The organism is Lentzea sp. NPDC051838 (genome assembly GCF_040681245.1).
GTDB lineage: Bacteria > Actinomycetota > Actinomycetes > Mycobacteriales > Pseudonocardiaceae > Lentzea.
In genome coordinates this window covers 214,078-236,982 of the sequence record NZ_JBFAYI010000004.1, presented here as the reverse complement: position 1 = coordinate 236,982, position 22,905 = coordinate 214,078, and the positions used below count along the sequence as shown (strand labels likewise).

The window sequence follows — 22,905 nt, the reverse complement described above, 5'->3', positions numbered from 1 at the left end:
GTCCGGTTCAGCCCTGTTTGCGCGACCGGGTGCGCGGTGTGGCGACGGCCGGGGTGCGGAGGTCTTCGAGGAGTTCCATCTGGCCGGTGATGACGCCGGTGAGGATGAGCCTGGCGACGGCGAGCAGTTCGGCGACGTGCGGGCTGGTCAGCGAGTAGAAGACGTTCGAGCCTTCCTTGCGGGTGGTGACGAGTCCGGCGCGGCGCAGCACGGCGAGCTGCTGGGAGAGGTTGGCGGCTTCGATGCCCACCTCGGGGAGCATCTCGGCGACGGAGTGTTCGCGTTCGCTGAGCAGTTCGAGCACTCGGATGCGTGCGGGGTGGCCGAGGTTTTTGAAGAACTCCGCCTTGACCTGGTAGAGGGGCCTGCTCATCGGTGCCCCTTTCCCGTCGACCGTCGTCATGGTGCTGATCCTCCCTGGTGGATCCCTGTTGTTGCGACTCGGGATGCGTTTCAACGGGGTTCAGCAGTTGCTAATCTAACCAAGTTAGCAACCCTGGTCACCTCGCGCGGGCTGTGGGAGGGCGGACATGACAGAGCCGAAGACGGCGGATGTGATGTGCCGCAGGGTCGTCACCGCCGCGCCCGACGCCACGTTCAAGGAGCTCGTCGGGACGATGATCGTCCACGAGGTGAGCATGATCCCCGTGGTGGACTCAGCCGGCAGGCCTGTCGGGATGGTGACCGAGGAGGACCTGGCGACCAAGCTGGAGTTCCACGGCGGTGCGGCGAATCCGCCGATGCTCGGCGGTGCGCACACGCGGGCGCGGTGGCACAAGTCGTCCGCGACCGTCGCCGCGGAGCTGATGACGCCGTCGGTCTCGGTCGCGGAGAACGCTGATCTGCGGGCCGCGCTTCGTCTTCTCGCGGGTGTGCGAGTGGGCGGGCTCTGCGTGGTGAACGGTGCGGGCACTCTGGTCGGCGTGCTCGGCAGGCTTGACGCGCTGCGGCTGTTCCTGCGCGGGGACAACGCGATCAGGGCCGATCTGGAGCGGCAGCTGCGTCCTGTCTCGACGAACGAGCATCGGGTGACGGTGCGGGTGGTCGACGGGGCGGTGACGCTCGACGGCGGGTTGTGCCTGCGCAGTGCGACTCAGCGAGCGGAGTGGATCGCGCGTGCGGTTCCTGGCGTTATCGCGGTGCGCAACAACCTCGGCTTCGACGTCGACGACCTGATGATCACCGGCCTGTGAGCCGGCTCGAAGGCCCGGCGTGAGCGACTGGCCGGTATCAGCCGCCGTACCGGCGCGGTCATCGTGCGGCTCCTCGGTGCAGTGCGTCGGTGGCGAAGTCGGCGACCTGACGGGTGAGGGTGTCGTCGGCGCGCCGGGGCAGTTGTTCGCCAGGTGGCGTGGCGGCGGACAGGGCGACGGCGCAGGCGTGCTGCACGTCCGGGGTCAGCCGCGCGTGCGGGTGCCGGGTGAGCGCGTGCAGCAGGCCGGGCAGGGCCAGCATCGGATCGCGGGCGGGGTCCGGCACGATCACGGCCGGCGCGGCGTGCCGGGGCCAGGCGAAGCGTCCGCCTCCGCCGACGAGGTTGATCACCGCGTCGGCGTCGGCGGCGATGCGGCGCAACGGGAACGCGAGCGCGTCGGCCGGGTTCCAGGTCGTGATGTCCCGGATGCCCGCGGTCAGCAGGACCGGGTTGAGCAGGGGCATGGTGCCGGCGCCCGCGATCACGACCCTGCTGGTCTCCGGTGTGCGGCCCGCGCGGGCCAGTGAGGTGAGCAGCGCCGCGGTCAGCGCGATGGCGGTGGTGTCCAAGTCGGTGAGCACCGGGATGCGCGTGACGAGGTCGCGTGCTTTCTGCTGACGTTCGGGCGTGGCGCGCACGAGCAGCACCGCGCTGGTGAGAGCGGGGAGGGTGTGCAGCCCGTAGTCCGAGGCGATCACTCGGGTCGGCAGCCCGGCCTGTTCCTCGACGAGTTCGGCGTAGCGGCGCAACACGGTGGTGGTGGCGCCGATTCCGCCCACCACGGCGACAGTCGCGCGTTCCGCGGTCACAGGCCGAGTCCCGAGCTCTCCAGCAGGGCCGGGTCGATCCACGTGGTGGTGTCGATGCCGTGCCGGGCGGCCAGGTCGAGCAGGTCGCGGATCCGGGCGCCGTGCAGGTGGACCTCGTAGTCGTGGCCCGCGTCCTTGGCCTGGTTCAGCGTCTTCCCGGCCTCGGCGACCCTGCGTCGCAGCTCTGCTTCGAACTCGCTCATCGTCTTCGACATCTCCCTCGTCTGCAGACTCCATAATCTGCGGACTTAAACAATTATGCAACTGTTTGGGTGCCTGGTCACAGGTCGTTGCCGGCGTAGGACAGGTTGAAGCTCTTGTTGGCCAACGGGAAGTCGGGAACGATCGTGTCGGCCAGCGCGACCGGCAACGCGGGCCAGTTGAAGAAGCTGGGGTCCACGATCTTCACCCTGCTCAGCTTCCCGTTGCCGTCGAGCTCCACGCGATGCACGATCGTGCCGCGCCAGCCCTCGACAATCCCGACCCCGGAACCACCACCTCCGACGTCAGCCTGCCCGGTCGCGGAGGTCCGGCCGCCGAGCATGTCGGTGAGGCTGGTGATCATGGCGATCGACGTCGCCATCTCCTCCGCGCGCACCAGGAAGCGGGACAACACGTCGCCGTCGGTGCGGGAGTGCGCGGTGCGGGGGAACTCCGCGGCCAGGAACGGGTGGTCGTGCCGGGCGTCGACGCGCAGGCCGCTGGCACGGGCGACGACACCGAGCGCGCCGAGATCGGCGGCCTGGTCGCGGCCGAGTGGGGCGGTGCCGGTGAACCTGTCCGCCACCACGGTGTTCGACAGGGCCAGCTCGACGATCTCCGCGACGTCGGCATCGATGGTGGCCAGCTCCCGCGGGTCGGGCAGTGCGGTGATCATGGCGCCACCGGGGTGGATGGCGCCGCGCAGCAGCCGGTGCCCGGTGACGGTGTCGTTGAGGCGCAGCAAGCGTTCACGGACGCGCTGGGAGTGAGCGTTGAGCACGCCGTAGGCGACGTCGTTGCACAGGGCGCCGATGTCGGTGATGTGGTTGTAGAGGCGTTCGAGCTCCAGCAGGATCGCGCGGATGCGTTGCGCGTCCTCGGGTACCGGCCATCGGTGGGCGTCCTCGATCGCGAGGCAGTAGGCGAGGGTGTGACCGACGCTCGTGTCGCCGCTGACCCGTTCCGCCAGCTCGATCCCCTGGTCGGGAGTGCGCCCGTGGAAGAGCTTCTCGAGTCCTCTGTGGACGAACCAGAGGCGGGCCTTGAGGTTGAGGATGGTCTCGCCGACCACGGAGAACCGGAAGTGACCAGGACCAATCATGCCGGCGTGCACCGGGCCGACCGGGATCTCGTACACGCCGGGGCCCTCGACCGTGCGGAACGGGTACGGACCGTCGACGCTGCCGAACTCGGGTGGGTCGCCCGCGTCCGTGAGCATGGGGTACCAGCCCTGGGGCCAGTGGAAGTGACGGACCAGCCGCCGTGGCAGCGGGTGGCCGGTGGGGACGATGCCGAACAGGTCGTGCATCTCGCGTTCGAACCGTCCCGCGGCGAACGACAACCCGGCCAGGCTCGGCACCTCCGGCGCCGCTGGGTCGAGCAGGACGTGCAGTTCGACCCTGCGGTCCGGGGCGGCGGCGGTGAACAGGTACACCGCGCGCAACCGGTCGCCGTCGTCGTGACCGGCGACCAGCGCGAGCCGGAAACCACGCTCCAGCAGGGAGGCCGCCTTGTCGGGCAGTTCGGCCGGAGTGAGAGCTCTCGTGATCATCGCGTCACCGCCAGAGGCTGGATGGCCAGGTCGAGCAGGGCAGGCAGTGGTCCTGCGGCGACGCCGAGCACGGCGCACGCGACCAGCCCACCTGCCAGGGCGATCGGGATCGGCGACACCGCTGTGGCGTCCGAAGTGGACGGTGGACCGAGCAGCATCCGGCTGGTACGGGTGATCAGGGCGGCGGCGATGACGAGCACCAGCAGCAACGCGAACGAGGTGAGCCAGCCCAGCCCCGCGGTGAAACCGGCGCGGACGATGCCGAGCTCGCTGGCGAACAAGCTGAACGGCGGCAGGCCGATCAGCGCGAGCACACCGAACCCGAACGTCGTGGCGAGCACGGGGTGGCGGGCGACCAGGCCACGGACACCGTCGATCTGGCTGGTGCCGGTGACCTGCAGGACGCGGCCCGCGCCGAGGAACAGCACCGCCTTCGCCAACCCGTGGCCGAGGACGTGCAGCAGTGCCGCGCTCAGCGCGAGAGGGCTGCCGATGGCGGCCGCGAACGCGACCAGGCCGAGGTGTTCGATGCTGGAATAGGCCAGCATCCGCTTGTAGTCGCGCTGCCCGATCAGCAACGACGCGGCCAGCGAGAGCGAGGCCAGCGCCATCACCGTGAGCAGGACGCGGGCGAACCCGGTACCGAGCGCGGCGTCGCTGATCACCTTCACCCGCAGGATCGCGTAGAACGCCACCGACAGCAGCACTCCGGACATCAGCGCCGACACAGGAGCCGGAGCCTGGGAGTGCGCGTCCGGCAGCCACGCGTGCAGCGGCGCAAGACCGGCCTTCGTGCCGAAACCCAGCACCAGCAACACGATCGCGATCCGGGTGACACCGGGATCGAGTTCTGACGCGTGCGCGGTGAGAGTGACGAGATCCAGACCCGCCGAGCCGGGAGCGTGGGCGGCGGCGAAGTTGAGCACGATGGCGCCCAGCAGCGCGAGGGCGATCCCGGCGGAGCAGATCACCACGTACTTCCACGCCGCTTCCACCGAAGCACGGGTGCGGCGCTGCCCTACCAGGAAAGCGGTGACGATCGTGGTGGCCTCGACCGCCACCCACACCACGCCGAGGTTCGCGGCCAGCACCGCCAGCGCCATGGTGGCCAGAAACAGCTGCACCAGCACGCTGTGCCGAGCGGCGGTGCGGGCTGTCGCCCTGCCCGCCTCGATCTCGCCGCGGAAGTACGCCGGTGTCGCAGCGGTCGCGATCAGCCCGACCGCGCCGATCACCAGCACCATGAACGCCGACAACGCGTCCACGCGCAACAGTCCGGCCACCCCGACCACCGGCCCGGATCGGCTCACCTGCACCGCCAGCGCGATCCCGGCCGCCAGCACGACACCCGCGGACACGGCACTGACCCAGGTGGTGGCGCGGCGCCAGCCGAAAGCGAGGTGGACGACCGCGCCGAGCACGGGCACCCCTACGGGAACGAGCAGCATCATCAGTCGCGCAACTCCCGCAGTTCGTCGAGATCGGTGTCGCCGAAGGTCTCCCGCATCCGAGTGGTCAGCACCTGCAGCACCAGCACCGCGAGCAACACGTCGAGCGACACCCCCAGCTCCACCACCAGCCCGACGCCCGTGGTGGTGAGAAAGCCGACCGCGGTGATCCCGTTGTCCATCAACAGGAACCCGACCAGCTGCGACAACGCGCGCCGCCGCGTGACCAGCACGAAGAACCCGATCAGCACCACAGTCACGCCGACCGGGATCGCCTGGGTCGCCGCCGACGGTGCCAGCTCCACCAGCGGCTGGGACACCGCGTACGCCAGCAACGTCAACGCGGCAGCGGCCAGCAGGGACGCGGACACGTTCACGAGAGGCCTGGTCTCTCGCCGCGTCTCCCCCGCGCCCGCCAGCGCCCTGCGCAACAGGTACGGCAGTACGCCCGCGCGTAGTACCAGCACTCCGGCGGCCACGGCCCACAGTTCGGCGGAGTTCTCCTGTGCCGCAAGCACTCCGACCAGAACCGCGAGCGCGGCACCCTGCACCGCGAACACCCGGATGATCACCGCGAGCTCGCGGCGCCACAACACCAGCACGGCGGTCAGCAGGAGGGCACCGCAGGCGAGGTACAACAGATGCACGGTTCCCCTTTCAGGCCAGGAAGAACGAGGCGGCGACGGCCAGCAGCGCGAGCAGGAACGACCCCGCCAGCAACTCGGGCACCCGGAACAGCCGCAGCTTGGCCACGAACACCTCGGCGGCCGCGAGCAACCCGCCCAGCACACCGACCTTCACCACCAGGGCCAGCACACCGATCAGCACCGCCGGCGGCGTGGCCGTGGTGGCGATTCCCCACGGTGCGAACAAGTTCGCGAGCAACCCGAGGAACACCGACAGCCGCATGGCCGCGGCCAGTTCCACCAGCGCCAGATCAGGACCCGCGTACTCCAGCACCATCGCCTCGTGGACCATCGTCAGCTCAAGGTGCGTCGACGGGTTGTCCACCGGGATCCGCCCCGTCTCCGCCACGATCACCACGACCAGCGCGACCGCCGCCAGCAGGCTCGCCGGCGAGATCACCCGCGCCGGATCGTGCAACGTCGACGACACGATCGCGCCCAGGTTGGTCGACCCCACCCGCACCGACAACGCGAAGATCGCCACCAGCAACGTCGGTTCGACCAGCGCCAGGATCGTCATCTCCCGGCTGGCGCCCATACCACCGAACGCCGTCCCGGTGTCCAGCCCCGCCAACGCGAGCGCCACCGCGCCCAACGCCAGCAACGCCACCACCGCGAACAGATCCGCCACCGGGTCCACAGCGGACTCCGTGGTGACGAACGGCACCACGACCGCGACCACCAGCGTCGTGGCCACCAACACCAGCGGCGCGAACCGGAACACGTCGCTCGTGCCCCGCGGCTCGATCCGCTCCTTGCGCGACAACTTGCGCAGATCACGCCACGGCTGCAGGATCCCGGCACCGGCTCGTCCCTCCAGCCGGGCCCGCACCTGCCGCATCAACCCGACCAGCAGAGGCGACCCGGCCACGATCAGCACCGGCTGCACCACCCCGCCGACAATCCCGAGCGCACTCACCTGGTCACCGCCAACAGGATCAGCACGCCACACACCGCGTAGAAGCCGTAGCCGAGGTAGCGGTGCACACTGCCCGGCGCCAGCCCGCGCCCCGCCCGGCCCCACGCCGTGATCAGGGCGAGCACCGGTCGGTAGAGGCGCTTCTCGATCCGATCAGGAACCTTTCGGCGGTATTCCACGGCCTGCACGAGATAGCGCGACTCCTGGTGGTGCGACACGTCCACGTCCAGCTCCGGCTGCACCACGTCGTCGAACACCCGCTGCAACGGCTCGGCGAACGACGTCGCCGTGTACTCCATGCGCGCCGACATCGGTCCCCCACCGCAGTCCCACAACCGCGCCTCCCGACGCGCCCGCCGTCCCGCGAAAGCCCCTGCCACCACGACGAAGCCGGCAACGAGCGCCAGCGTGAGCAGCAACGGCGACAACGCCCCAGTCGCCCGGCTCAGCCGCAACGTCACGTCACCGGACACCGCGGCGCCACCGGCCGCGGCCTGGACCGCGGGCAGAATCGCGCCCGGCCAGAGCGCGAGCACCACGCACACCGCCGCCGCGACGGTCATCCCGACGAGCATGGTGAACGGGCTCTCATGCGCGCCCGCCGCGGCAGCGCTGCGGGGTTTGGCCAGGAATCCCACCCCGAACGCCTTCACGAACGTGGCCACCGCCAGCCCCGCGGTCAACGCCACCGCCGCCACCGCCACGGGCATCGCGATCGCCGCCGCCACCCCGCCCGCGGGCAGTCCGTGGATCAACGCCTGCAACAACAACCACTCCGACACGAACGCGGTCCCCGGCGGCAACGCCGAGGCCGCCAGCGCCCCCAGCCCGAACGCCGCCGTGGTCACCGGCATCACCGGCCGCAACCCACCCAGCGCGTCGAGATCACGACTTCCCGTCGCGTGCAGCACCGAACCCGCCGCGAGGAACAACAACGTCTTGAACGCCGCGTGCCCGACCACGTGCAGCAGCGCCGCGGTCAACGCCAGCGCGGCCAGAGCCTGATCACCGGACGACGCGAAGAGGCCGGCCGCGCCGACGCCGACCAGCACCAGCCCCATGTTCTCCGTGGTCGACTGCCCCAGCAGCCGCTTCAGGTCCGAGCTCATCGCGGCCTGCAGAATCCCGTACACCGCCGACACCGCGCCCAGCGCGAGCACCAGCAGCCACCACCACACCGCGCCACCACCGAGCAGGTCGACGCCGACCCGCACCACCCCGTACACCCCGAGGTTCACCATCGCCGCCGACATCAAGGCCGACACGTGGCTGGGCGCCTCCGGGTGCGCGCGCGGCAGCCACGCGTGCAACGGCACGATGCCCGCCTTGGACGCGAAACCGGCCAGTGTCAACGTGAAGACGATCCCCGCCGCCGACGGCGACAAGTTCCGCCCCGCCTCACGCAATGCCGTGAACGAGTCGTCCGGGGCGTGCGCCACGAACACCATCAGTCCAATCAGGACAGACACGAACCCCAGGTGCGTCATCACCGCGTACCACCGGCCCGCCGAGGCGACCTGCGGGCCGCGCCGATGCTCGGCGACCACCAGCACCAGCGACGCCAGCGCCATCAGCTCCCAGCACACCAGCAACGTGCCCGCACTCGCCGCCGCCGGCACCAGCACCATCGCCACCACGAACACCGGCAACGCCACCTGCACACCACGTGCGCGCAGATCCGGAGTGTCCATGTAGGACATGGCATAAATCCCTGCCGCTGCCGCGACACCGCCGGTCACCGCGACGAACAACCCACCCAGCGGATCCAGCGTCAGCGAGACCCCCGACAACGGCAACACCCCAGGCAGCACAACGGAAAACGAGCCACCGCCCGTCGCCGCGGCGCCGGCGACAACCGCGGCCGCACCCGTCAGCGCCGTCCCCGCACCGACCACCGCCGCACGTGGGCGGATCACAACGGCGACCAGCGCCGTCACCAGTCCGATGGCCACCGCCGCGGCCATCCCGGTCGCAACGAGGTTCATCGGCCGGTCAGCTTCCGCAGTCCCTCGACGATCGCCTCCGGCCGCGGCGGACAACCCGGAATCTCCAGGTCGACCGGCACGACGTCCCGAACGGCACCGGCCACCCCGTAGGCGCCCGCGAACACTCCGCAGTCGCGTGCGCAGTCCCCCACCGCCACCACGAGCTTCGGCGACGGCACCGCGTCGAACGTCCGCCGCAACGGCTCGGCCATGTTCCGCGTCACGACCCCGGTCACCAGCAACGCGTCGGCGTGCCGCGGCGAGGCCACCAGCCGCGCCCCGTACCGCTCACCGTCGTGGACCGGCCCGAACGCCGACGCGATCTCGACCTCGCACCCGTTGCACGACCCCGCGTCGACGTGCCGGATCTGCACCGACCCGCCCAGCACCGCCGCCCGCTCCAGCCTCTCCGGCGACGGCGGGGCGGGCTCGGCCACTCGCCCGGTCCGGCGGATCTTGCGCCACAAGCTCAGCACGCTCTCGCTCCCGCGATGGAGTCGGTCAACACGGAGAAGTCCGGTGCGGTTCACCCGGTGCGCGGCACCGGCGGACTCGTCGCGCGGAGGTCCTCGAGCAGCTCGATCTGCCCGGACAGCACCCCCGACAGGATCAGGCGAGCGGCGACCAGCAGTTCGGCCACGTGCGGACTGGTCAGCGAGTAGTGCACCGCCGCGCCTTCCTTGCGGGTGGTGACCAGGCCTGCCCGGCGCAGCACCGCGAGCTGCTGGGACAGGTTCGCGGGCTCGACACCCACCTGCGGCACCATCTCCGCGACCGCGTGCTCGCGCAGGCTCAGCAGCTCCAGCACCCTGATCCGCGCCGGATGCCCGAGAGTTTTGAAGAACTCCGCCTTGAGCTGGTACAGCGGCTTGCTCACCCGCGCACCCCTTCCCGCCCGCGCCTCGCCGGCACCTGGTCGCAGGCTTCAGCACTTGCTAACCTTAGCAAGTCCGAAACCGCACAGCCCGACAGGACCTCACCCGTGCCCGGAACTCCCACTCCACTGCGAGTTCTCGTCGCCGACGGATCGTCGTTCTTCCGCGACACACTCCGGCAAGTCCTGCAAGGCGCAGCCGACATCGACGTGGTCGCCGTCGCGGGCACAGCCGACGACGCGATCCGCCTGGCCGAACAGCACCAGCCCGAGGTCGCCGTCGTGGACGTGCACCTGTCCGGCGACGGCCTGCACGCCATCCGCCGAATCCACCAGAAGGTCCCCGCGGTCAAGCTCGTCGCGCTGTGGGGGCTCATCGACGGACCGTCCGAGACCGAACTCCGCGACCTCGGCGTCGTCGAGTACGTCATCAAAGGCGTGCCCAACCGCAAGATCCTGGCGGCCATCCGCCGAGCAGCCGAGGAAGGCACCACCCAGTGACCCTGCGCGGAACCCGACCCAACCCGTTCCAGTGGCTCTGGTACGCGCTGGGCGGCCGACTCCCCCAACGCTGCAACCCCTGGGTCCTGCACGACGTCACCTGCCGCACCTGGGCGGTGCGGCACTTCATCCGCGCCTTCGTCCAGATGTCGCCGATCCTGCTGCTGCTCCTGCTGCCCGGACCACTCCTGATCAGGATCCTGTCGATCCTGCTCGGCATGTTCGTCGGCTACTTCTACTCGATGACCTACATGTGGCACACCACCGAGCAACGCCTGGTGAAGCAAGGCTTCGAACGAGGTCTCGGAGCACAGACCCGCCGTGCGAAACACGCCGAAGCCGACGCGCTCGCCAAGGCCGCCTACGAACGGCGGTACCGCAGCGAGAGCCGCCCAGGTGATTCCTAGAAAGCGCTGAGCAGGCCCCGCAGGTCGTCACGAGCGGTCGAATGCGTTGAGGCGTCTGGAAGTTCGTGCTGGAACCACGCACCCGAGTCCACGTGTCGCACGAGAAACGCCGCGCCCGCAGGCTCCGCGGTCCACCTGCCGTTGTCCGGCACATGTGCCCATTTGTCCTCGCTGAGCAGCATGAGCCCGAAGGCGTCCAACAAGTGCGTGCGCTCCAGGACGCGTTGGGTATCGCCACGCCACGGGACCGGTCGCGGATCTGGCACCCACCGCTCCAGCGTGCGGACTCCGGTGTCCGACCACACGCCGCCGCGCTTGGCGAAAGCCTGGTCCGCCCAGGCGTCGGCGCGGGACATCACCGACGTGATGGCGTTCAGCGACGCCTGCCAGTCGAAGTCGGCCGTGCGGCGAGTGCCGTCGGAAATGGAGACATAGCCGGACTCGAGGTCGGTCGTGAGCATGCGGAAGGCACCGTCCGCTTCGACGATCAGCTTCGCATGAGGCCAGACGAGCACATCGAGGGCGGGGTCGGCCACGATGCGACTGTTGACGGCCAGCACCTCGGCCGCGACGGCTTCCGGGAGCGCCGTGCAGAGCATGCCCGCGACCAGGTGGCCCCTGCGTCGCGGGTGCGGCAGCGCGAAACACCACTCGATCAGCTCGGCGACGGGGTCGGCTCCCTCGCCGACGGCGAAACGGCCTTCGATGAACGGGGTGGGATGCGAGCGCAGCATTCCGGGGCTGTCCAGGCGCAGCTGCTCGAGCCGCGCGTCGCCGAGTCCGCACAAGGGCAGCGCGGCGGCGATGGGCTGCACGACCGGGCGGAGATCCCACTCGCCGTGGCCGTTGATCCACATCGCGGGCCCCTGCGCGGTCGCCGACACCACGGTCTCCAGGGTCCAGTCCTGGTTCGGCCAGCAGTGAGCGATCGTGGCCAGCAGCCGGTCGGTCGCCTCGGACAGCGGAAGGTCGCTGACCACCACGACCTCGACCGCCTCCTGGTCGCTCTCGGAGAGGTCCCACAACTCCGCGGGCACGGTGCTCATGCGCTCAGACAACCATGTACGTCACGACCGCGCCTGTTCCGGGAAATGTTCCGGAACAAGCCTTTTTCCACGTCAAAAGAGGTCCATGTTGGACGCGCTCAAGTGTCCCTTTTAGACTTCATTGTGAAGGCGGCCAGTTGAGACGGCCGAATTGCGTTCGAACACCTGGACAGCCGTCGAATTCGCCATTATGGCTCGTCTCAAATGGGCGCCTGAACCACAGGATTAAGGAACACTCCGTGGTCGGCCGTTGACCGAACGTGTGGGTATTTCGTAGCTTCAAGGTCAACCGGAAACCCTCGATTACTTGCGAAAACAGCGCACCACAGTCGTCTGGACCGATCAAGTCGGATAGCCGGCAGAGGTTCGGTGCGCCGCGATTACTACGTACTCGTGCAGTGTCCGGTTGCGGCGTCGACCTGATTGTCTGGCGAAGGTAGGAGTTGCTCGCGAGCGATCGCGTACCGAAGGACGGCTTTGATGCAGCATCAGGGCTTTGAGTACGGCGACCACGAGCCGCCGTCCCCGTGGCGGGCTTATCAGGCCGGCGCCATTGCCACCGAGATGGTGCCGATCAGTCGGCTGCGGGTCGGCGGTTCGCCGAGAACGAGTGGCGTTAGCGACGGATATGTCCGAGTCCTGGCGAGAACGAACGTCCGCATGCCGCCGATCATCGTGCATCGCGCCACGATGACTGTCGTCGATGGCGTGCATCGGGTTCAGGCCGCGGCGTTGAGCAATCGCGAGCACATCGAGGTGCAGTTCTTCGACGGTGACGAGGACGACGCTTTCGTTCTCGCCGTCGAGGCGAATACCGCCAACGGACTGCCGTTGTCGGTCGCGGATCGCAAGGCCGCCGCGGAAAGGATCATCGCCACGCACCCGGCGCGGTCGGATCGGTGGATCGCGCTGGTCAGCGGGCTGGCGGCGAGCACGGTGGGCGAGATTCGGAAGTGTTCGAGTGTCGAGACCGATCAGTCGAACACCCGAATCGGCCGGGACGGCAGGCGGCGTCCGCTCGACAGTTCGGACGGACGCAGGCTGGCCGGCGAGCTGATGCGCGCCGATCCCGACCGGTCACTCCGCGACATCGCCAGGGCGGCGGGTATCGCGCCTTCCACCGTACTGGATGTGCGCAACCGGATCAGCAGTGGCGAAGATCCCGTTCCTGTCAGGAAAGACGCGTCCAGGCGGCAGACCGTCAAACCAGAGCTCGATCTCGATCCCGTCGCGATCATGCGGACGCTGGTCAAGGATCCGTCGCTGCGACTCAGCGAGGCCGGGCGGGCGCTGTTGCGTTGGCTGGACGCGTATTCCGCGACAGGGCGCGTGGCACCGCCGGTGACGGACATTCCGGCGCACTGCGTCGGCTCGATCGCCGCACTGGCGCGGCACAACGCGCGGTTCTGGGCCGCTTTCGCCGATCAGGTCAGCGACCAGGTCGAGGAAGGCCGCCGGGATGGGTCTTGACCAGAGCATGTCAACGTTGTCACGGAATGGACGGGTGCCCATGATGCTGAGTTCGTTGCAGGCCAAGATCCTGGAAGGCGTCGCAGCCGGGTTTTCCAGCGGCCGGTTGTCCCGAGAGCTTTACCTCAGCCCGAAAACCGTCGACTACCACGTCCGCGTCATGTCCGACAAGCTGCAGGCACCGAACCGGACCGCGCTGGTTTCCCGGGCTTTCGTGCTCGAGATTCTGCGCGCCGATTCGTGGCCGCCCCGGGTCGCGTGCGACACCGTGGATTGAGTCACGCTTCGATGTCCACGCCCATCTCCTCGGCGATTCGGGCGGCTTCGGCCAGCAACGTCTCGACGATCTGGGACTCCGGGACCGTGCGGATCACCTCGCCCTTCACGAAGATCTGGCCCTTGCCGTTGCCGGACGCCACCCCGAGGTCGGCTTCCCTCGCCTCGCCGGGGCCGTTCACCACGCAGCCCATCACCGCCACGCGCAACGGCACCGGGAAGCCCTCCAGCGCGGCGGTGACCTGCTCGGCCAGCGTGTGCACGTCCACCTGAGCGCGGCCGCACGACGGGCACGACACGATGTCGAGCCCCCGCGGCCGCAGCCCCAGGGACTCCAGGATCTGGTTGCCCACCTTGACTTCCTCGACCGGCGGCGCGGACAGCGACACCCGGATCGTGTCGCCGATCCCCTCCGCCAGCAGCGCGCCGAACGCGACGGACGACTTGATCGTGCCCTGGAAGCGCGGGCCTGCTTCAGTGACGCCCAGGTGCAGCGGGTAGTCGCAGCGCGCGGCGAGCTTGCGGTAGGCCTCGATCATCACGACCGGGTCGTGGTGCTTCACCGAGATCTTCAAGTCGGTGTAGCCGTGCTCCTCGAACAGCGAGCACTCCCACAAAGCCGACTCCACCAACGCTTCCGGGGTGACGCCGCCGTGTTTGTCCAGCAGGCGCTTGTCCAGCGAGCCCGCGTTGACGCCGATCCGGATCGGCACCCCGGCATCTCCTGCCGCACGGGCGATCGCGCCGACCTGGTCGTCGAACTGACGGATGTTGCCGGGGTTCACCCGTACCGCCGCGCACCCGGCGTCGATCGCCGCGAACACGTACTTCGGCTGGAAGTGGATGTCGGCGATCACCGGGATGCCCGATTTTCGCGCGATGATGGGCAGCGCGGCCGCGTCGTCCGCCGACGGCACGGCGACCCGCACGATCTCGCAGCCGGCCGCGGTGAGCTCGGCGATCTGCTGCAGGGTCGCGTCGACGTCCGCGGTCGGCGTGGTGGTCATCGACTGCACCGACACGGGCGCGTCCCCGCCGACCGGCACCGAGCCCACCATGATCCGCCGGGTGGTGCGCCGGGTGGCCACGGTGAGCGGAACCGCGGGCATGCCCAGGTTGATGGCTGTCATCGTTCGTCTCCTGACAGGACGGACCACGGATCGTCGACCGGCGTGAGCAGCTCCAGCACCGAGCCGGTGATGTCCTGCGCGGTCAGCCCGCAGGCGGCGAGCACCTCGGCCCGCGAACCGTGCTGCAGGAACCGGCGCGGAATGCCGAACTCGCGCAATGGTGTGCTGACGTCGTTGTCCCGCAACGTCTGCGCGATCGCCGAACCGACACCGCCCGCGCGGCTGTTGTCCTCGACCGTGATCGCGAGCCGGTGGCGGCGGGCGAGGTCGGCGAGCGCGGGGTTGACCGGGGTGACCCAGCGCGGATCCACCACGGTGACGCCGACGCCTTGGGCCAGCAGACCTTCCGCGACCGTCAACGCGAGGCCGGCCAGCGCGCCGACCGCGACGATCAGGACGTCCATCGAGCCGGAGCGTTGCAGCACGTCGAGCCCGTTGAACGTGGCGGTGGCCGGAATGTCCTCACCGGCGGGGCCTTTGGGGAACCGCAGCAGGGTCGGACCTTCCTGCCACGCCACCGCTTCCTCCAGCAACGAGGCCAGCTGGGCACCATCGCGGGGCGCGGCGATGCGCAGACCCGGCACGACCTGCAGCACCGAGAGGTCCCACATGCCGTTGTGCGACGGCCCGTCGTCGCCGGTCACCCCGGACCGGTCGAGCACGAACGTCACCGGACGACGATGCAGCGCGACGTCCATCAGCAACTGGTCCAGCGCGCGGTTGACGAACGTCGAATAGATCGCCACCACCGGGTGCACACCGCCCATCGACAACCCGGCGGCCATCGTCACAGCGTGCTGCTCGGCGATGCCCACGTCGATCACCCGCGAGGGAAACCGTTGCTGCAACGCCAGAAGCCCGGTCGGCTCGGCCATCGCGGCCGTGATGGCCACGAGGTCGTCGCGCCGAGAAGCCAGTTCGACGAGCTTCTCGCTGAAGACCGACGTGAACGACCGCGGCGAGGACTTCAACGCCTTGCCGGTGTGCGGATCCATCGGTTTGACGGCGTGCCCGAGGTCGAGCGCGTTGGTCTCGGTGTGCAGGTATCCCCTGCCTTTGGCGGTGATCACGTGCACCACCACCGGCCCACCCAGCGCGGCCGCCTCACGCAACGCGTCCTGGACGGCGGCGATGTCGTGACCGTCGACCGGCCCGAGATAGCCGAGCCCGAGCTGCCCGAACACACCGGGCCCGTGCCCCGCCCGCAACGAGGCGAGGTGCGACGCCAGCCCACCGACAGTTGGCGCGTAGGAACGTTCGTTGTCGTTGAGCACGATGACTAGCGACCGCTCCGGCCCACCCGCGATGTTGTTCAACGCCTCCCAGGCCATCCCACCGGTCATGGCACCATCGCCGATGACCGCGACTACGGCCCCGTCACGCCGCCCGAGGTGAGCGTCCGCGCGCGCCAGACCGTCCGCATAGGACAGTGCGGTGGACGCGTGCGAGTTCTCCACCAGGTCGTGCTCGGACTCCTCGCGGCACGGATAGCCGGACACGCCACCGGGCTTCCGCAGCCGGGAGAAACCGGCCCGGCGCCCCGTGAGGATCTTGTGCACGTACGACTGATGTCCGGTGTCCCACAACAACCTGTCGCGCGGGGACTCGAAGACGGTGTGCAGCGCGAGGGTCAGCTCCACCACACCCAGGTTGGGCCCGAGGTGTCCTCCGGCGGCCGACACCCGCTCGATCAGGAACGCGCGAATCTCGCTCGCGAGATCGCGCAGCTCCCCTGGGCTCAGCTCGCGCAGCCGTGCCGGGGAATCCACGGTGTCCAGCAACGTCACGGCGCGTCCACCCCTCCCATGAGTCGTGCGGGCGGCGAGAACACGATGTCCTCGGTCGCCACCCGGTGCACCGCCGTGTCCGCGTAGCCCAGCTCGGCGAGCAGGTCGAGCAGCTGGTCCACGAGGATCTGCGGCGCGCTCGCCCCCGCGCTCACCCCGACCGACTTCACGCCGTCCAACCAGGCGCGGTCGAAGTGGGTCACGTCCGGCACCAGCTCGGCCCGGCCGCCGTGCCGGCGCGCCACCTCGACCATCCGGATCGAGTTGCTGGAGTTCGTCGACCCGACCACCAGCACCAGGTCGCAGCGGTCGACGACGGCACGAACGCCGTCCTGGCGGTTCTGGCTGGCGTAGCAGATGTCGTCGGTGCCGGGCCCGCGCAAGTCCGTGAACCTGCGCTGCAGCACCGAGATGATGTCCCTGGTCTCGTCCACGGAGAGCGTCGTCTGGGTCAGGTAAGCAACCGGTGCGTCAGCAGGAAGATCGAGCGCCTCGGCGTCCTCGACCGTCTCGACGATGATCGTCTGGTCGGGAGCGTGGCCGAAGGTGCCCTCGACCTCCTCGTGGTTCGCGTGGCCGACGAGCAGCAACGTCCTGCCGTCGCGGGCGAACCGGCGGGCCTCCTGGTGCACCTTGGCCACCAGCGGGCAGGTCGCGTCGATCACGTCCAACGAGCGCGCGTCCGCGTTCCGGCGCACCTGCGGGGAGACGCCGTGCGCGGAGAACACGCACACCGCGCCCTCCGGCACCTCGTCCTCGGAGTCGACGAACCGCACACCCCGTTGCTGGAACTCGCGCACCACGTGGTGGTTGTGCACGATCTCCTTGCGGACGTAGACGGGCGCGCCGTGCCGTTCCAGGGCGAGATCGATGATGGCTATCGCCCGGCGCACCCCGGCACAAAATCCCTGCGGCTCGGCCAGCAGGACCTGCTTACCGCCACTCATTTCTGCAGAATAGCCCGGTACGCGCATTGTCCAGTCTCCGTTTGGGGTTTTTCCCAAAGTCGAACCCGGGCTCGCACTGTCGTTGACACGAACACCGCCGTCACTCCACGATGGAATGCGATCGCTATTCGCGAGAAATCCGGTCGGCAACCGAGCCCTGGAGAAGTGACCGTGGCAAATCTTTCAAGTTCACCTCTGGCAGCGCTGGACCCCCAGGACGAGGTGCGGGTAGTCGGCCAGTACTACGACGCGAAAACGGCCAAGCTCGTCCGCAAGTACGGGCCGGGCCCCCGGATTCACTACCACGTCGGCTACTACCCCAGCTCGGAAACGCCGCTGCACGCCGCTGACGCGACGCCGGAATCCATTCGCAGCAGCATTCGCGTGCACCAGGAAGGCCTGCTGCAGTACGGCGCCAAGATCTGGGGCGCCGAACACCGGCTCTCGGGCAAGGTGCTGGACGTCGGCTGCGGTCTCGGCGGCGGTTCGCTCTTCTGGGCGCAGGAATACGGCGCCGACGTCACGGCGATCACCAACGCCCCGGAACACCCGCAGTTCATCAACGGGTTCGCGCGGGAATGCGGCGTCGACGGAAAGGTCCGCACGCTGGTCTGCGACGCCAACCACCTCACCGTGGACGACGGCCCGTACGACGCGGCCGTGGCCATCGAGAGCAGCGGGTACTTCAACCGCCCGCAGTGGTTCGAGCGCCTGTCGCACGTCATTCGCCCTGGTGGCAGCGTGTGCATCGAAGAGGTGTTCACCACCCGGCCCGGCGGCGCCGACGTGTGGGCGGAGTACTTCTACTGCAAGCCGGTCTCGGTCGGCGACTACGCGAAAGCCGCGAAAGCCGCCGGTTTCGAACTGGTCGACGAGGTCGACGCGACGGCGGAGACCGCGCCGTTCTGGGACGAGAGCGCAGCCTGGACGAGGGCCGTTCTGGACAGCGACAACGGCCTCTCCGCGGTCGAGCGCAGGAACATGCGGATCTCCCTGCTGGCGAACGAGGCTCAGGGCGCGGAATGGCGCGCGGGCGGTTTGAGCTTGAGTTTCCTGCGCTTCGAGAAGAAGTGACTGTCACGACGATGCGGAGTTCTTCATGACGATCGACCAGACCCCCGCCCATCACGCCGAAGTCCGCAACGTGTACGACGGGTTCGGCCGGGTCTACCGTTCCGTGTGGGGACCGAACATCCACTACGGCTACTGGGAGAACGACGCCGACGACAGCTCCGTCGAGGTCGCCACGGACCGCCTGACCGACCTGATGATCTCCGGTCTGGCCACCCAGCCCGGCCAGCGGGTCCTCGACATCGGCTGCGGCATCGGCCATCCCGCGCGGCGGCTCGTCCGCACCAGCGACGTGCGCGTGGTGGGCATCAGCATCAGCCATCTGCAGGTGGAGCAGGCGAACTCCGACGCCGTTGCCGCCGGGCTCGGCGACAAGGCCACGTTCCAGTTCGCGGACGCCATGGACCTGCCGTTCCCCGACGGCTCGTTCGACGCGGCCTGGGCCTTCGAGTCGATGTGGCACATGCCCGACCGCGGCCAGGTGCTCTCCGAGGCCGCCCGCGTGCTGCGCCCCGGCGGCCGGCTGGTCGTCGCCGACGTCGTCCAGCGCGACCCGATCACCCCCGAGGGCCAGGCGGTCATCGACCACGTCAAGGCCAACTACGGCGTGACGACCCTGGGCACGATCGACGAGTACGCGAAGAACCTGGCTGCCAGCGGTTTCGTGGACGTGGAGATCGTGGACATCACCGACAACGTGATCCGCACGCTCCTGCTGATGGCCGACGCCTTCGAGACGGTCCGCGACAAGCTCGCCGACCTGGTCGGCACCGAGCAGGCCGACTCGCTCATCAAGGGCGTGCGCGCCTTCGGTTCCATCCCGGAGAGCGGCTACATCTACGTGACCGCGACCCGCGCCTGACCACACGCGAAAGGGCCCCGACCAGATCCGGTCGGGGCCCTTTCCGGTGCGCTCACTGCCGGACGCGCAGCTCCGTCAACGCCCGCAGCGGGAACACCGGCTTGTGCCGCGGCGACTGCCCCGGTGCCAAGGTCAGACCCGGCATCCTCGTGGCGATGGCCTGCACCGCGACCTCCAGCTCCGCGCGGGCGAACGAGGCACCTAGGCAGAAGTGGATGCCGTGACCGAACGCCAGGTGCGAGGACGAGCCGCTGCCCGGGTTGAACGCGGCCGGGCAGGCGTGCACGCGGGTGTCCCTGCCTGCGGTTCCGTAAAGCAGGAGCAGCCGGCTGCCCTCGGCCAGGTGCACGTCGCCGACCACCACGTCACGCGTCGCGGTCCGGTACATGCCCGCCAGCGGAGCGTCGAAGCGCAGCCCCTCCTCGACGAGGTCACGGGTGTCGATCGTCCCGTCGGAGACCTGAGCCCAGCCGCCGGGTGACTTCAGCTGCTGGTACATGATCGTGCCGAGCGCCTCGGCGCAGGTCATGTGACCGGCGAAGATCAGCGTGGGGATCTGGACGGCGACCTCGTCGGCGGTGAGCGTGTTGCCCGCCTTGCCGTCGTGCAGCAGCTCGCTGATCAGGTCGTCCTGCGGGTTCGCCAGCCGGTCCCGCGCGAGCTCACGGGCGAAGGCACCGAACTCGACCAGCCCCCTGGCCCACTCCCGCATCAGCTCGGGGTCGGTGTCGTGCTGCAGCATCATCAGCTCGATGCGCTGCTCGGACCACAGGCGGCAGCGGTCGAGGTGGGAGTCCGGGACGCCGAGGCGCGCACACATCACTTCCAGGGCGTACGGCACGCAGAACGCCTCGATGAAGTCGAACTCCTGCTCCGCCGCCACGCGCTCGACCAGGTCCGTGGCGATCTTGCGCATGGTCGGTTCGAACGCCCTGACCTTGGCCGGGGTGAACCCGATGTTGAGCACCTCGCGGACCCTGGCGTGCGCGGGCGGGTCGAGCGAGCCGACGCCCAGACCGCCGTCGCCGCGCCAGGTCTTGAACATCTTGGCCACGTCGTCGGGCAGCTTCGCCTTGGGACGGGGGTTGTGGTCGCGCGCCGAGTAGCTCTTGTCGTCCTTGAGCACGGCGAGCAGTTCCTCGCGCCGGCTGACGCACCACGCGTCGAGCAAAGGCGCGTAGAACACCGGTTCGTCGTCTCCGATGCCGGCCAGGAATGAGTACGGGTCGTCGCGATGTTCGCCGTACGGGTCGAACGGCCTGCCTTCACGCAATTTCCCGGAATCGGCTGATACAGCCATTTCGCCTCTCAAGCTTTGAGTGCACCGTCGCCAGGGGCGGGTCGCGTCGAGCAGCCACCACTCCACACATTAGTCGGATTCGGGCTGCACCCCACGGGTCTTTGGGGTTTTTCCCAAAGTCGAAGCTGTTCACGCGGTGTCGTTGACACGAACGCGAGAGGTCGTTCAGGATGATTGTCGGAACCACCGCTGAAATTCCCGAACTCTACTCGGGCGGTTTTTCGCGCTCAATTCCAGGAGAATCCGATGAGCACACTCGACACCCTGCTGTCGCCGGGGACGGTGCGGTCCGCGGTGTTGCCCGTCGTGCGGCAGCAGGTCTCCGCGCTGGAGCCGACGCTGGCCAGGATCAGCTCGTACCACCTCGGTTTCATCGACGAGCACGGTGAACCCAGCGGCGCCGCGAACGGCAAGCTGACCCGCTCCGCCCTCATGATGGCGGCGGCCGCGGGAGTGGGCCTGCGCCCGCAGGACGTCGTGTCCCAGGCGGCGGCGCTGGAGTTGCTGCACAACTCCACGCTGATCCACGACGACATCATCGACGGCGACGACCTGCGTCGTGGCCGCCGTGCCGCGTGGACGGTGTTCGGCACCGGTCTCGCCATCCTGGCCGGGGACGCGTTGCAGGGCCTCAGCCTCCAGCTGGTCGTCGACGACCCCGGTCCAGGCCGTGCGGAGATCTCCTGCGCGTTCGCGGAAGCCACCCGCCTGGTCCTCTCCGGTCAGGCACGCGAGTTCACGGTCCGGCTGGACGCGGACGCCGGAATCCGCGACTACGAACGGATCGTCGAGGAGAAGACCTCCGCACTGCTGGAGTGCGCTCTGGTGACCCCGGCGCTGCGAGCGGGCAGGCCGGAGCACGTGCTCGCCGCCCTGCGCGGCGCGGGCAGGCATCTGGGGCTCGCTTTCCAGATCCTCAACGACGTCGAGGACATCTGGGGTGACCCTGCGGTGACGGGCAAGCCCGTGCGCAGCGACATCCAGCGGCGCAACCCGTCCTGCCCGGTGATGGCGGGGCTGACCGCCGGCGGCCCGGCGAGCGAGCGGTTGCGCGAGCTGTGGCAGGCCGACGACACGACGGTGGCGCATCTGCAGAAGATCGCCGACCTGGTCGAGGAGTCCGGCGGCAGGCGCACGGCGGAACAGTTGTCCCGCAGTCATTTCGACTCGGCGTTGGCCCATCTCGGACGAGCCGAGCTGATCCCGGCGGCGTCGAACGAGCTCGCCGCCGTCTTCGACCGCATCGTCCATCGGAGCGCCTGATCATGAGTACCCCGGTGCAACTGCCTTTCGAGCAGGCGAACGTGGTGCAGCTCGCGCCAGGGCTGCGCGACCTGCAGTCCCAGGGCGCGGTCCACCGGGTGCGCACCCCGGACGGCAAGGACGCGTGGCTGGTCACCGGTCACGCCGAGGTGCGGCAGCTGCTCGACGACAAGCGCTTGAGCCGCAACAACCCCGACCCGGCGGCGCAGGACAGCGGGTCGGCGCTGCTCGCGAGCCTGCTCGGGAGTTTCGCCACCGACCACGCCCGGATGCGCGCGTTGCTGGAACCGCACTTCTCCCCCGAACGGATGGCGGAGCTGCGGCCGTACGTGGAGAAGCAGACCGCGGAGCTGCTGGACGAGTTGGCCGCCCGGCGACCACCTGTGGATCTGCGCGAGGCGGTGGCGTTGTCGTTGCCGATCCAGGTGATGTGCGAGTGGCTCGGTGTGCCGCAGGAGGACAAGGACCGCTTCGGCGGCTGGACCCAGGACGCCGCGAACCTCGGCGACCCGGTCCGCTCGAAGCAGGGCCTCGGCGGGTTGTTCGGCTACTGCAAGCAGCTCGTCGCCGACAAGCGGCAGCACCCCGGCGACGACGCGATCTCCAGGATCTGCGCGACCGAGGGCATCACCGACGACGAAGTTCTCGGCCTCACGGCGTTGTTGCTGTTCGGTGGCTACGAGACCACGGTCGCGCGGATCGGCACGAGTGTCCTGTTGCTACTGTCCAATGAGGAGCAGTGGCAGGCGTTGGTGGCCGAACCGTCGCTCATCCCCGGTGCGGTGGAAGAAACCCTGCGGAGGTCGATGCCGAACCCTCACAACGGCGGCATGCCCCGTTACGCGGTGACGGACTTCGAGATCGACGGCGTCACCATCCACACCGGCGACTTCGTGCTGCTGAACATCATCGCGGCGAACCACGACGAGGCAGCCTTCGCGGGCGCCGGCCAGGTCGACGTCACGCGCGACACCGCGGCCAGCCTCGTCTTCGGGCACGGCGCCCACCACTGCGTCGGCGCGGCGCTGGCACGGATGCAGCTGCAGGTGGTGCTCACCCAGCTCGTCACACGATTTCCGACTCTGCGCCTGGCTGTCGGCGTGGAGGAGTTGACGCTGCGCCAAGACACGCTGATCGGTGGGTTGGTCCGACTTCCGGTGACCTGGTGATTGGAAC

Annotated in this window: 24 protein-coding genes; 9 read left to right on the top strand and 15 right to left on the bottom strand. The window is 69.1% G+C overall.

Annotation, left to right across the window (positions count from 1 at the left end; genetic code table 11):
• Window positions 1–7: 7 nt before the first annotated feature.
• On the bottom strand, window positions 8–373 hold the full coding sequence (locus AB0M24_RS12375; protein WP_363764980.1) for a metalloregulator ArsR/SmtB family transcription factor: 366 nt from the start codon (window positions 371–373) through the stop codon (window positions 8–10).
• Window positions 374–530: 157 nt separating this feature from the next.
• Between AB0M24_RS12375 and AB0M24_RS12370 the strand changes: the two genes are divergently transcribed.
• Window positions 531–1,193 (top strand): CBS domain-containing protein, encoded by a 663-nt coding sequence (locus AB0M24_RS12370; protein ID WP_363764977.1) that lies wholly within the window; start codon window positions 531–533, stop codon window positions 1,191–1,193.
• Window positions 1,194–1,251: 58 nt separating this feature from the next.
• On the opposite strand, the gene AB0M24_RS12365 is transcribed toward AB0M24_RS12370, so the two are convergent.
• The 9 genes from AB0M24_RS12365 to AB0M24_RS12325 form a co-directional block, all read right to left on the bottom strand.
• Window positions 1,252–2,004, bottom strand: a complete 753-nt coding sequence (locus tag AB0M24_RS12365) for a hypothetical protein (RefSeq protein ID WP_363764974.1) — start codon at window positions 2,002–2,004, stop codon at window positions 1,252–1,254.
• On the bottom strand, window positions 2,001–2,219 hold the full coding sequence (locus AB0M24_RS12360) for a hypothetical protein (RefSeq protein WP_363764971.1): 219 nt from the start codon (window positions 2,217–2,219) through the stop codon (window positions 2,001–2,003). Before AB0M24_RS12360 ends, AB0M24_RS12365 begins: the two co-directional genes overlap by 4 nt.
• A gap of 65 nt (window positions 2,220–2,284) precedes the next feature.
• On the bottom strand, window positions 2,285–3,757 hold the full coding sequence (locus AB0M24_RS12355) for an NADH-quinone oxidoreductase subunit C (protein ID WP_363764968.1): 1,473 nt from the start codon (window positions 3,755–3,757) through the stop codon (window positions 2,285–2,287).
• Entirely contained in the window at window positions 3,754–5,208 is a 1,455-nt protein-coding gene (locus tag AB0M24_RS12350) for a proton-conducting transporter membrane subunit (protein ID WP_363764965.1), read from the bottom strand. The genes AB0M24_RS12355 and AB0M24_RS12350 overlap by 4 nt, the downstream gene beginning before the upstream one ends.
• Window positions 5,208–5,852 carry a hypothetical protein gene (locus AB0M24_RS12345; RefSeq protein ID WP_363764962.1) on the bottom strand — a complete coding sequence of 215 codons (645 nt, stop codon included), beginning with the start codon at window positions 5,850–5,852 and terminating at the stop codon, window positions 5,208–5,210. The genes AB0M24_RS12350 and AB0M24_RS12345 overlap by 1 nt, the downstream gene beginning before the upstream one ends.
• Window positions 5,853–5,862: 10 nt before the next feature.
• Entirely contained in the window at window positions 5,863–6,810 is a 948-nt protein-coding gene (locus AB0M24_RS12340) for an NADH-quinone oxidoreductase subunit H (protein WP_363764959.1), read from the bottom strand.
• Window positions 6,807–8,795 (bottom strand): proton-conducting transporter membrane subunit, encoded by a 1,989-nt coding sequence (locus AB0M24_RS12335; protein WP_363764956.1) that lies wholly within the window; start codon window positions 8,793–8,795, stop codon window positions 6,807–6,809. Before AB0M24_RS12335 ends, AB0M24_RS12340 begins: the two co-directional genes overlap by 4 nt.
• Window positions 8,792–9,271 (bottom strand): NADH-quinone oxidoreductase subunit B family protein, encoded by a 480-nt coding sequence (locus AB0M24_RS12330; RefSeq protein WP_363764953.1) that lies wholly within the window; start codon window positions 9,269–9,271, stop codon window positions 8,792–8,794. The genes AB0M24_RS12335 and AB0M24_RS12330 overlap by 4 nt, the downstream gene beginning before the upstream one ends.
• A gap of 50 nt (window positions 9,272–9,321) precedes the next feature.
• On the bottom strand, window positions 9,322–9,672 hold the full coding sequence (locus tag AB0M24_RS12325; RefSeq protein ID WP_363764950.1) for a metalloregulator ArsR/SmtB family transcription factor: 351 nt from the start codon (window positions 9,670–9,672) through the stop codon (window positions 9,322–9,324).
• 105 nt (window positions 9,673–9,777) lie between these two features.
• Here AB0M24_RS12325 and AB0M24_RS12320 point away from each other — a divergent pair, with 105 nt between their 5' ends.
• On the top strand, window positions 9,778–10,170 hold the full coding sequence (locus AB0M24_RS12320) for a response regulator transcription factor (protein ID WP_363764948.1): 393 nt from the start codon (window positions 9,778–9,780) through the stop codon (window positions 10,168–10,170).
• Window positions 10,167–10,577: a DUF5313 family protein gene (locus AB0M24_RS12315; RefSeq protein WP_363764945.1), complete on the top strand. Its 411-nt coding sequence runs from the start codon at window positions 10,167–10,169 to the stop codon at window positions 10,575–10,577. The genes AB0M24_RS12320 and AB0M24_RS12315 overlap by 4 nt, the downstream gene beginning before the upstream one ends.
• On the opposite strand, the gene AB0M24_RS12310 is transcribed toward AB0M24_RS12315, so the two are convergent.
• Window positions 10,574–11,623 carry a hypothetical protein gene (locus AB0M24_RS12310; protein WP_363764942.1) on the bottom strand — a complete coding sequence of 350 codons (1,050 nt, stop codon included), beginning with the start codon at window positions 11,621–11,623 and terminating at the stop codon, window positions 10,574–10,576. The genes AB0M24_RS12315 and AB0M24_RS12310 overlap by 4 nt on opposite strands.
• A 660-nt stretch (window positions 11,624–12,283) precedes the next feature.
• On the opposite strand from AB0M24_RS12310, the gene AB0M24_RS12305 reads away from it, so the two are divergent.
• Both AB0M24_RS12305 and AB0M24_RS12300 read left to right on the top strand, forming a co-directional pair.
• Window positions 12,284–13,093, top strand: a complete 810-nt coding sequence (locus tag AB0M24_RS12305; RefSeq protein ID WP_363764939.1) for a streptomycin biosynthesis protein — start codon at window positions 12,284–12,286, stop codon at window positions 13,091–13,093.
• A gap of 40 nt (window positions 13,094–13,133) precedes the next feature.
• On the top strand, window positions 13,134–13,370 hold the full coding sequence (locus tag AB0M24_RS12300; protein WP_363765727.1) for a LuxR C-terminal-related transcriptional regulator: 237 nt from the start codon (window positions 13,134–13,136) through the stop codon (window positions 13,368–13,370).
• A gap of 1 nt (window position 13,371) precedes the next feature.
• On the opposite strand, the gene ispG is transcribed toward AB0M24_RS12300, so the two are convergent.
• Genes ispG through ispH form a run of 3 tightly spaced genes read right to left on the bottom strand, consistent with a single transcriptional unit; the run spans window position 13,372 to window position 17,233 of the window.
• Window positions 13,372–14,499: a flavodoxin-dependent (E)-4-hydroxy-3-methylbut-2-enyl-diphosphate synthase gene (gene ispG / locus AB0M24_RS12295; RefSeq protein WP_363764937.1), complete on the bottom strand. Its 1,128-nt coding sequence runs from the start codon at window positions 14,497–14,499 to the stop codon at window positions 13,372–13,374.
• Window positions 14,496–16,286, bottom strand: coding sequence for a 1-deoxy-D-xylulose-5-phosphate synthase (locus AB0M24_RS12290; RefSeq protein WP_363764934.1), 1,791 nt, complete (start codon window positions 16,284–16,286; stop codon window positions 14,496–14,498). Before AB0M24_RS12290 ends, ispG begins: the two co-directional genes overlap by 4 nt.
• Window positions 16,283–17,233, bottom strand: a complete 951-nt coding sequence (ispH, locus tag AB0M24_RS12285) for a 4-hydroxy-3-methylbut-2-enyl diphosphate reductase (protein WP_363764931.1) — start codon at window positions 17,231–17,233, stop codon at window positions 16,283–16,285. Before ispH ends, AB0M24_RS12290 begins: the two co-directional genes overlap by 4 nt.
• A gap of 171 nt (window positions 17,234–17,404) precedes the next feature.
• On the opposite strand from ispH, the gene AB0M24_RS12280 reads away from it, so the two are divergent.
• Window positions 17,405–18,307: a methyltransferase domain-containing protein gene (locus tag AB0M24_RS12280; protein WP_363764929.1), complete on the top strand. Its 903-nt coding sequence runs from the start codon at window positions 17,405–17,407 to the stop codon at window positions 18,305–18,307.
• A 25-nt stretch (window positions 18,308–18,332) separates the two neighbouring features.
• On the top strand, window positions 18,333–19,166 hold the full coding sequence (locus AB0M24_RS12275; protein ID WP_363764926.1) for a methyltransferase domain-containing protein: 834 nt from the start codon (window positions 18,333–18,335) through the stop codon (window positions 19,164–19,166).
• Between the two features lie 52 nt (window positions 19,167–19,218).
• Here the strand turns inward: AB0M24_RS12275 and AB0M24_RS12270 are convergent, their stop codons facing one another.
• Window positions 19,219–20,466: a cytochrome P450 gene (locus AB0M24_RS12270; protein ID WP_363764923.1), complete on the bottom strand. Its 1,248-nt coding sequence runs from the start codon at window positions 20,464–20,466 to the stop codon at window positions 19,219–19,221.
• Between the two features lie 246 nt (window positions 20,467–20,712).
• On the opposite strand from AB0M24_RS12270, the gene AB0M24_RS12265 reads away from it, so the two are divergent.
• Window positions 20,713–21,729: a polyprenyl synthetase family protein gene (locus AB0M24_RS12265; RefSeq protein WP_363764920.1), complete on the top strand. Its 1,017-nt coding sequence runs from the start codon at window positions 20,713–20,715 to the stop codon at window positions 21,727–21,729.
• 2 nt (window positions 21,730–21,731) lie between these two features.
• Complete coding sequence (locus tag AB0M24_RS12260) at window positions 21,732–22,898, top strand: cytochrome P450 (protein ID WP_363764917.1); 1,167 nt, start codon at window positions 21,732–21,734, stop codon at window positions 22,896–22,898.
• Window positions 22,899–22,905 lie beyond the last annotated feature (7 nt).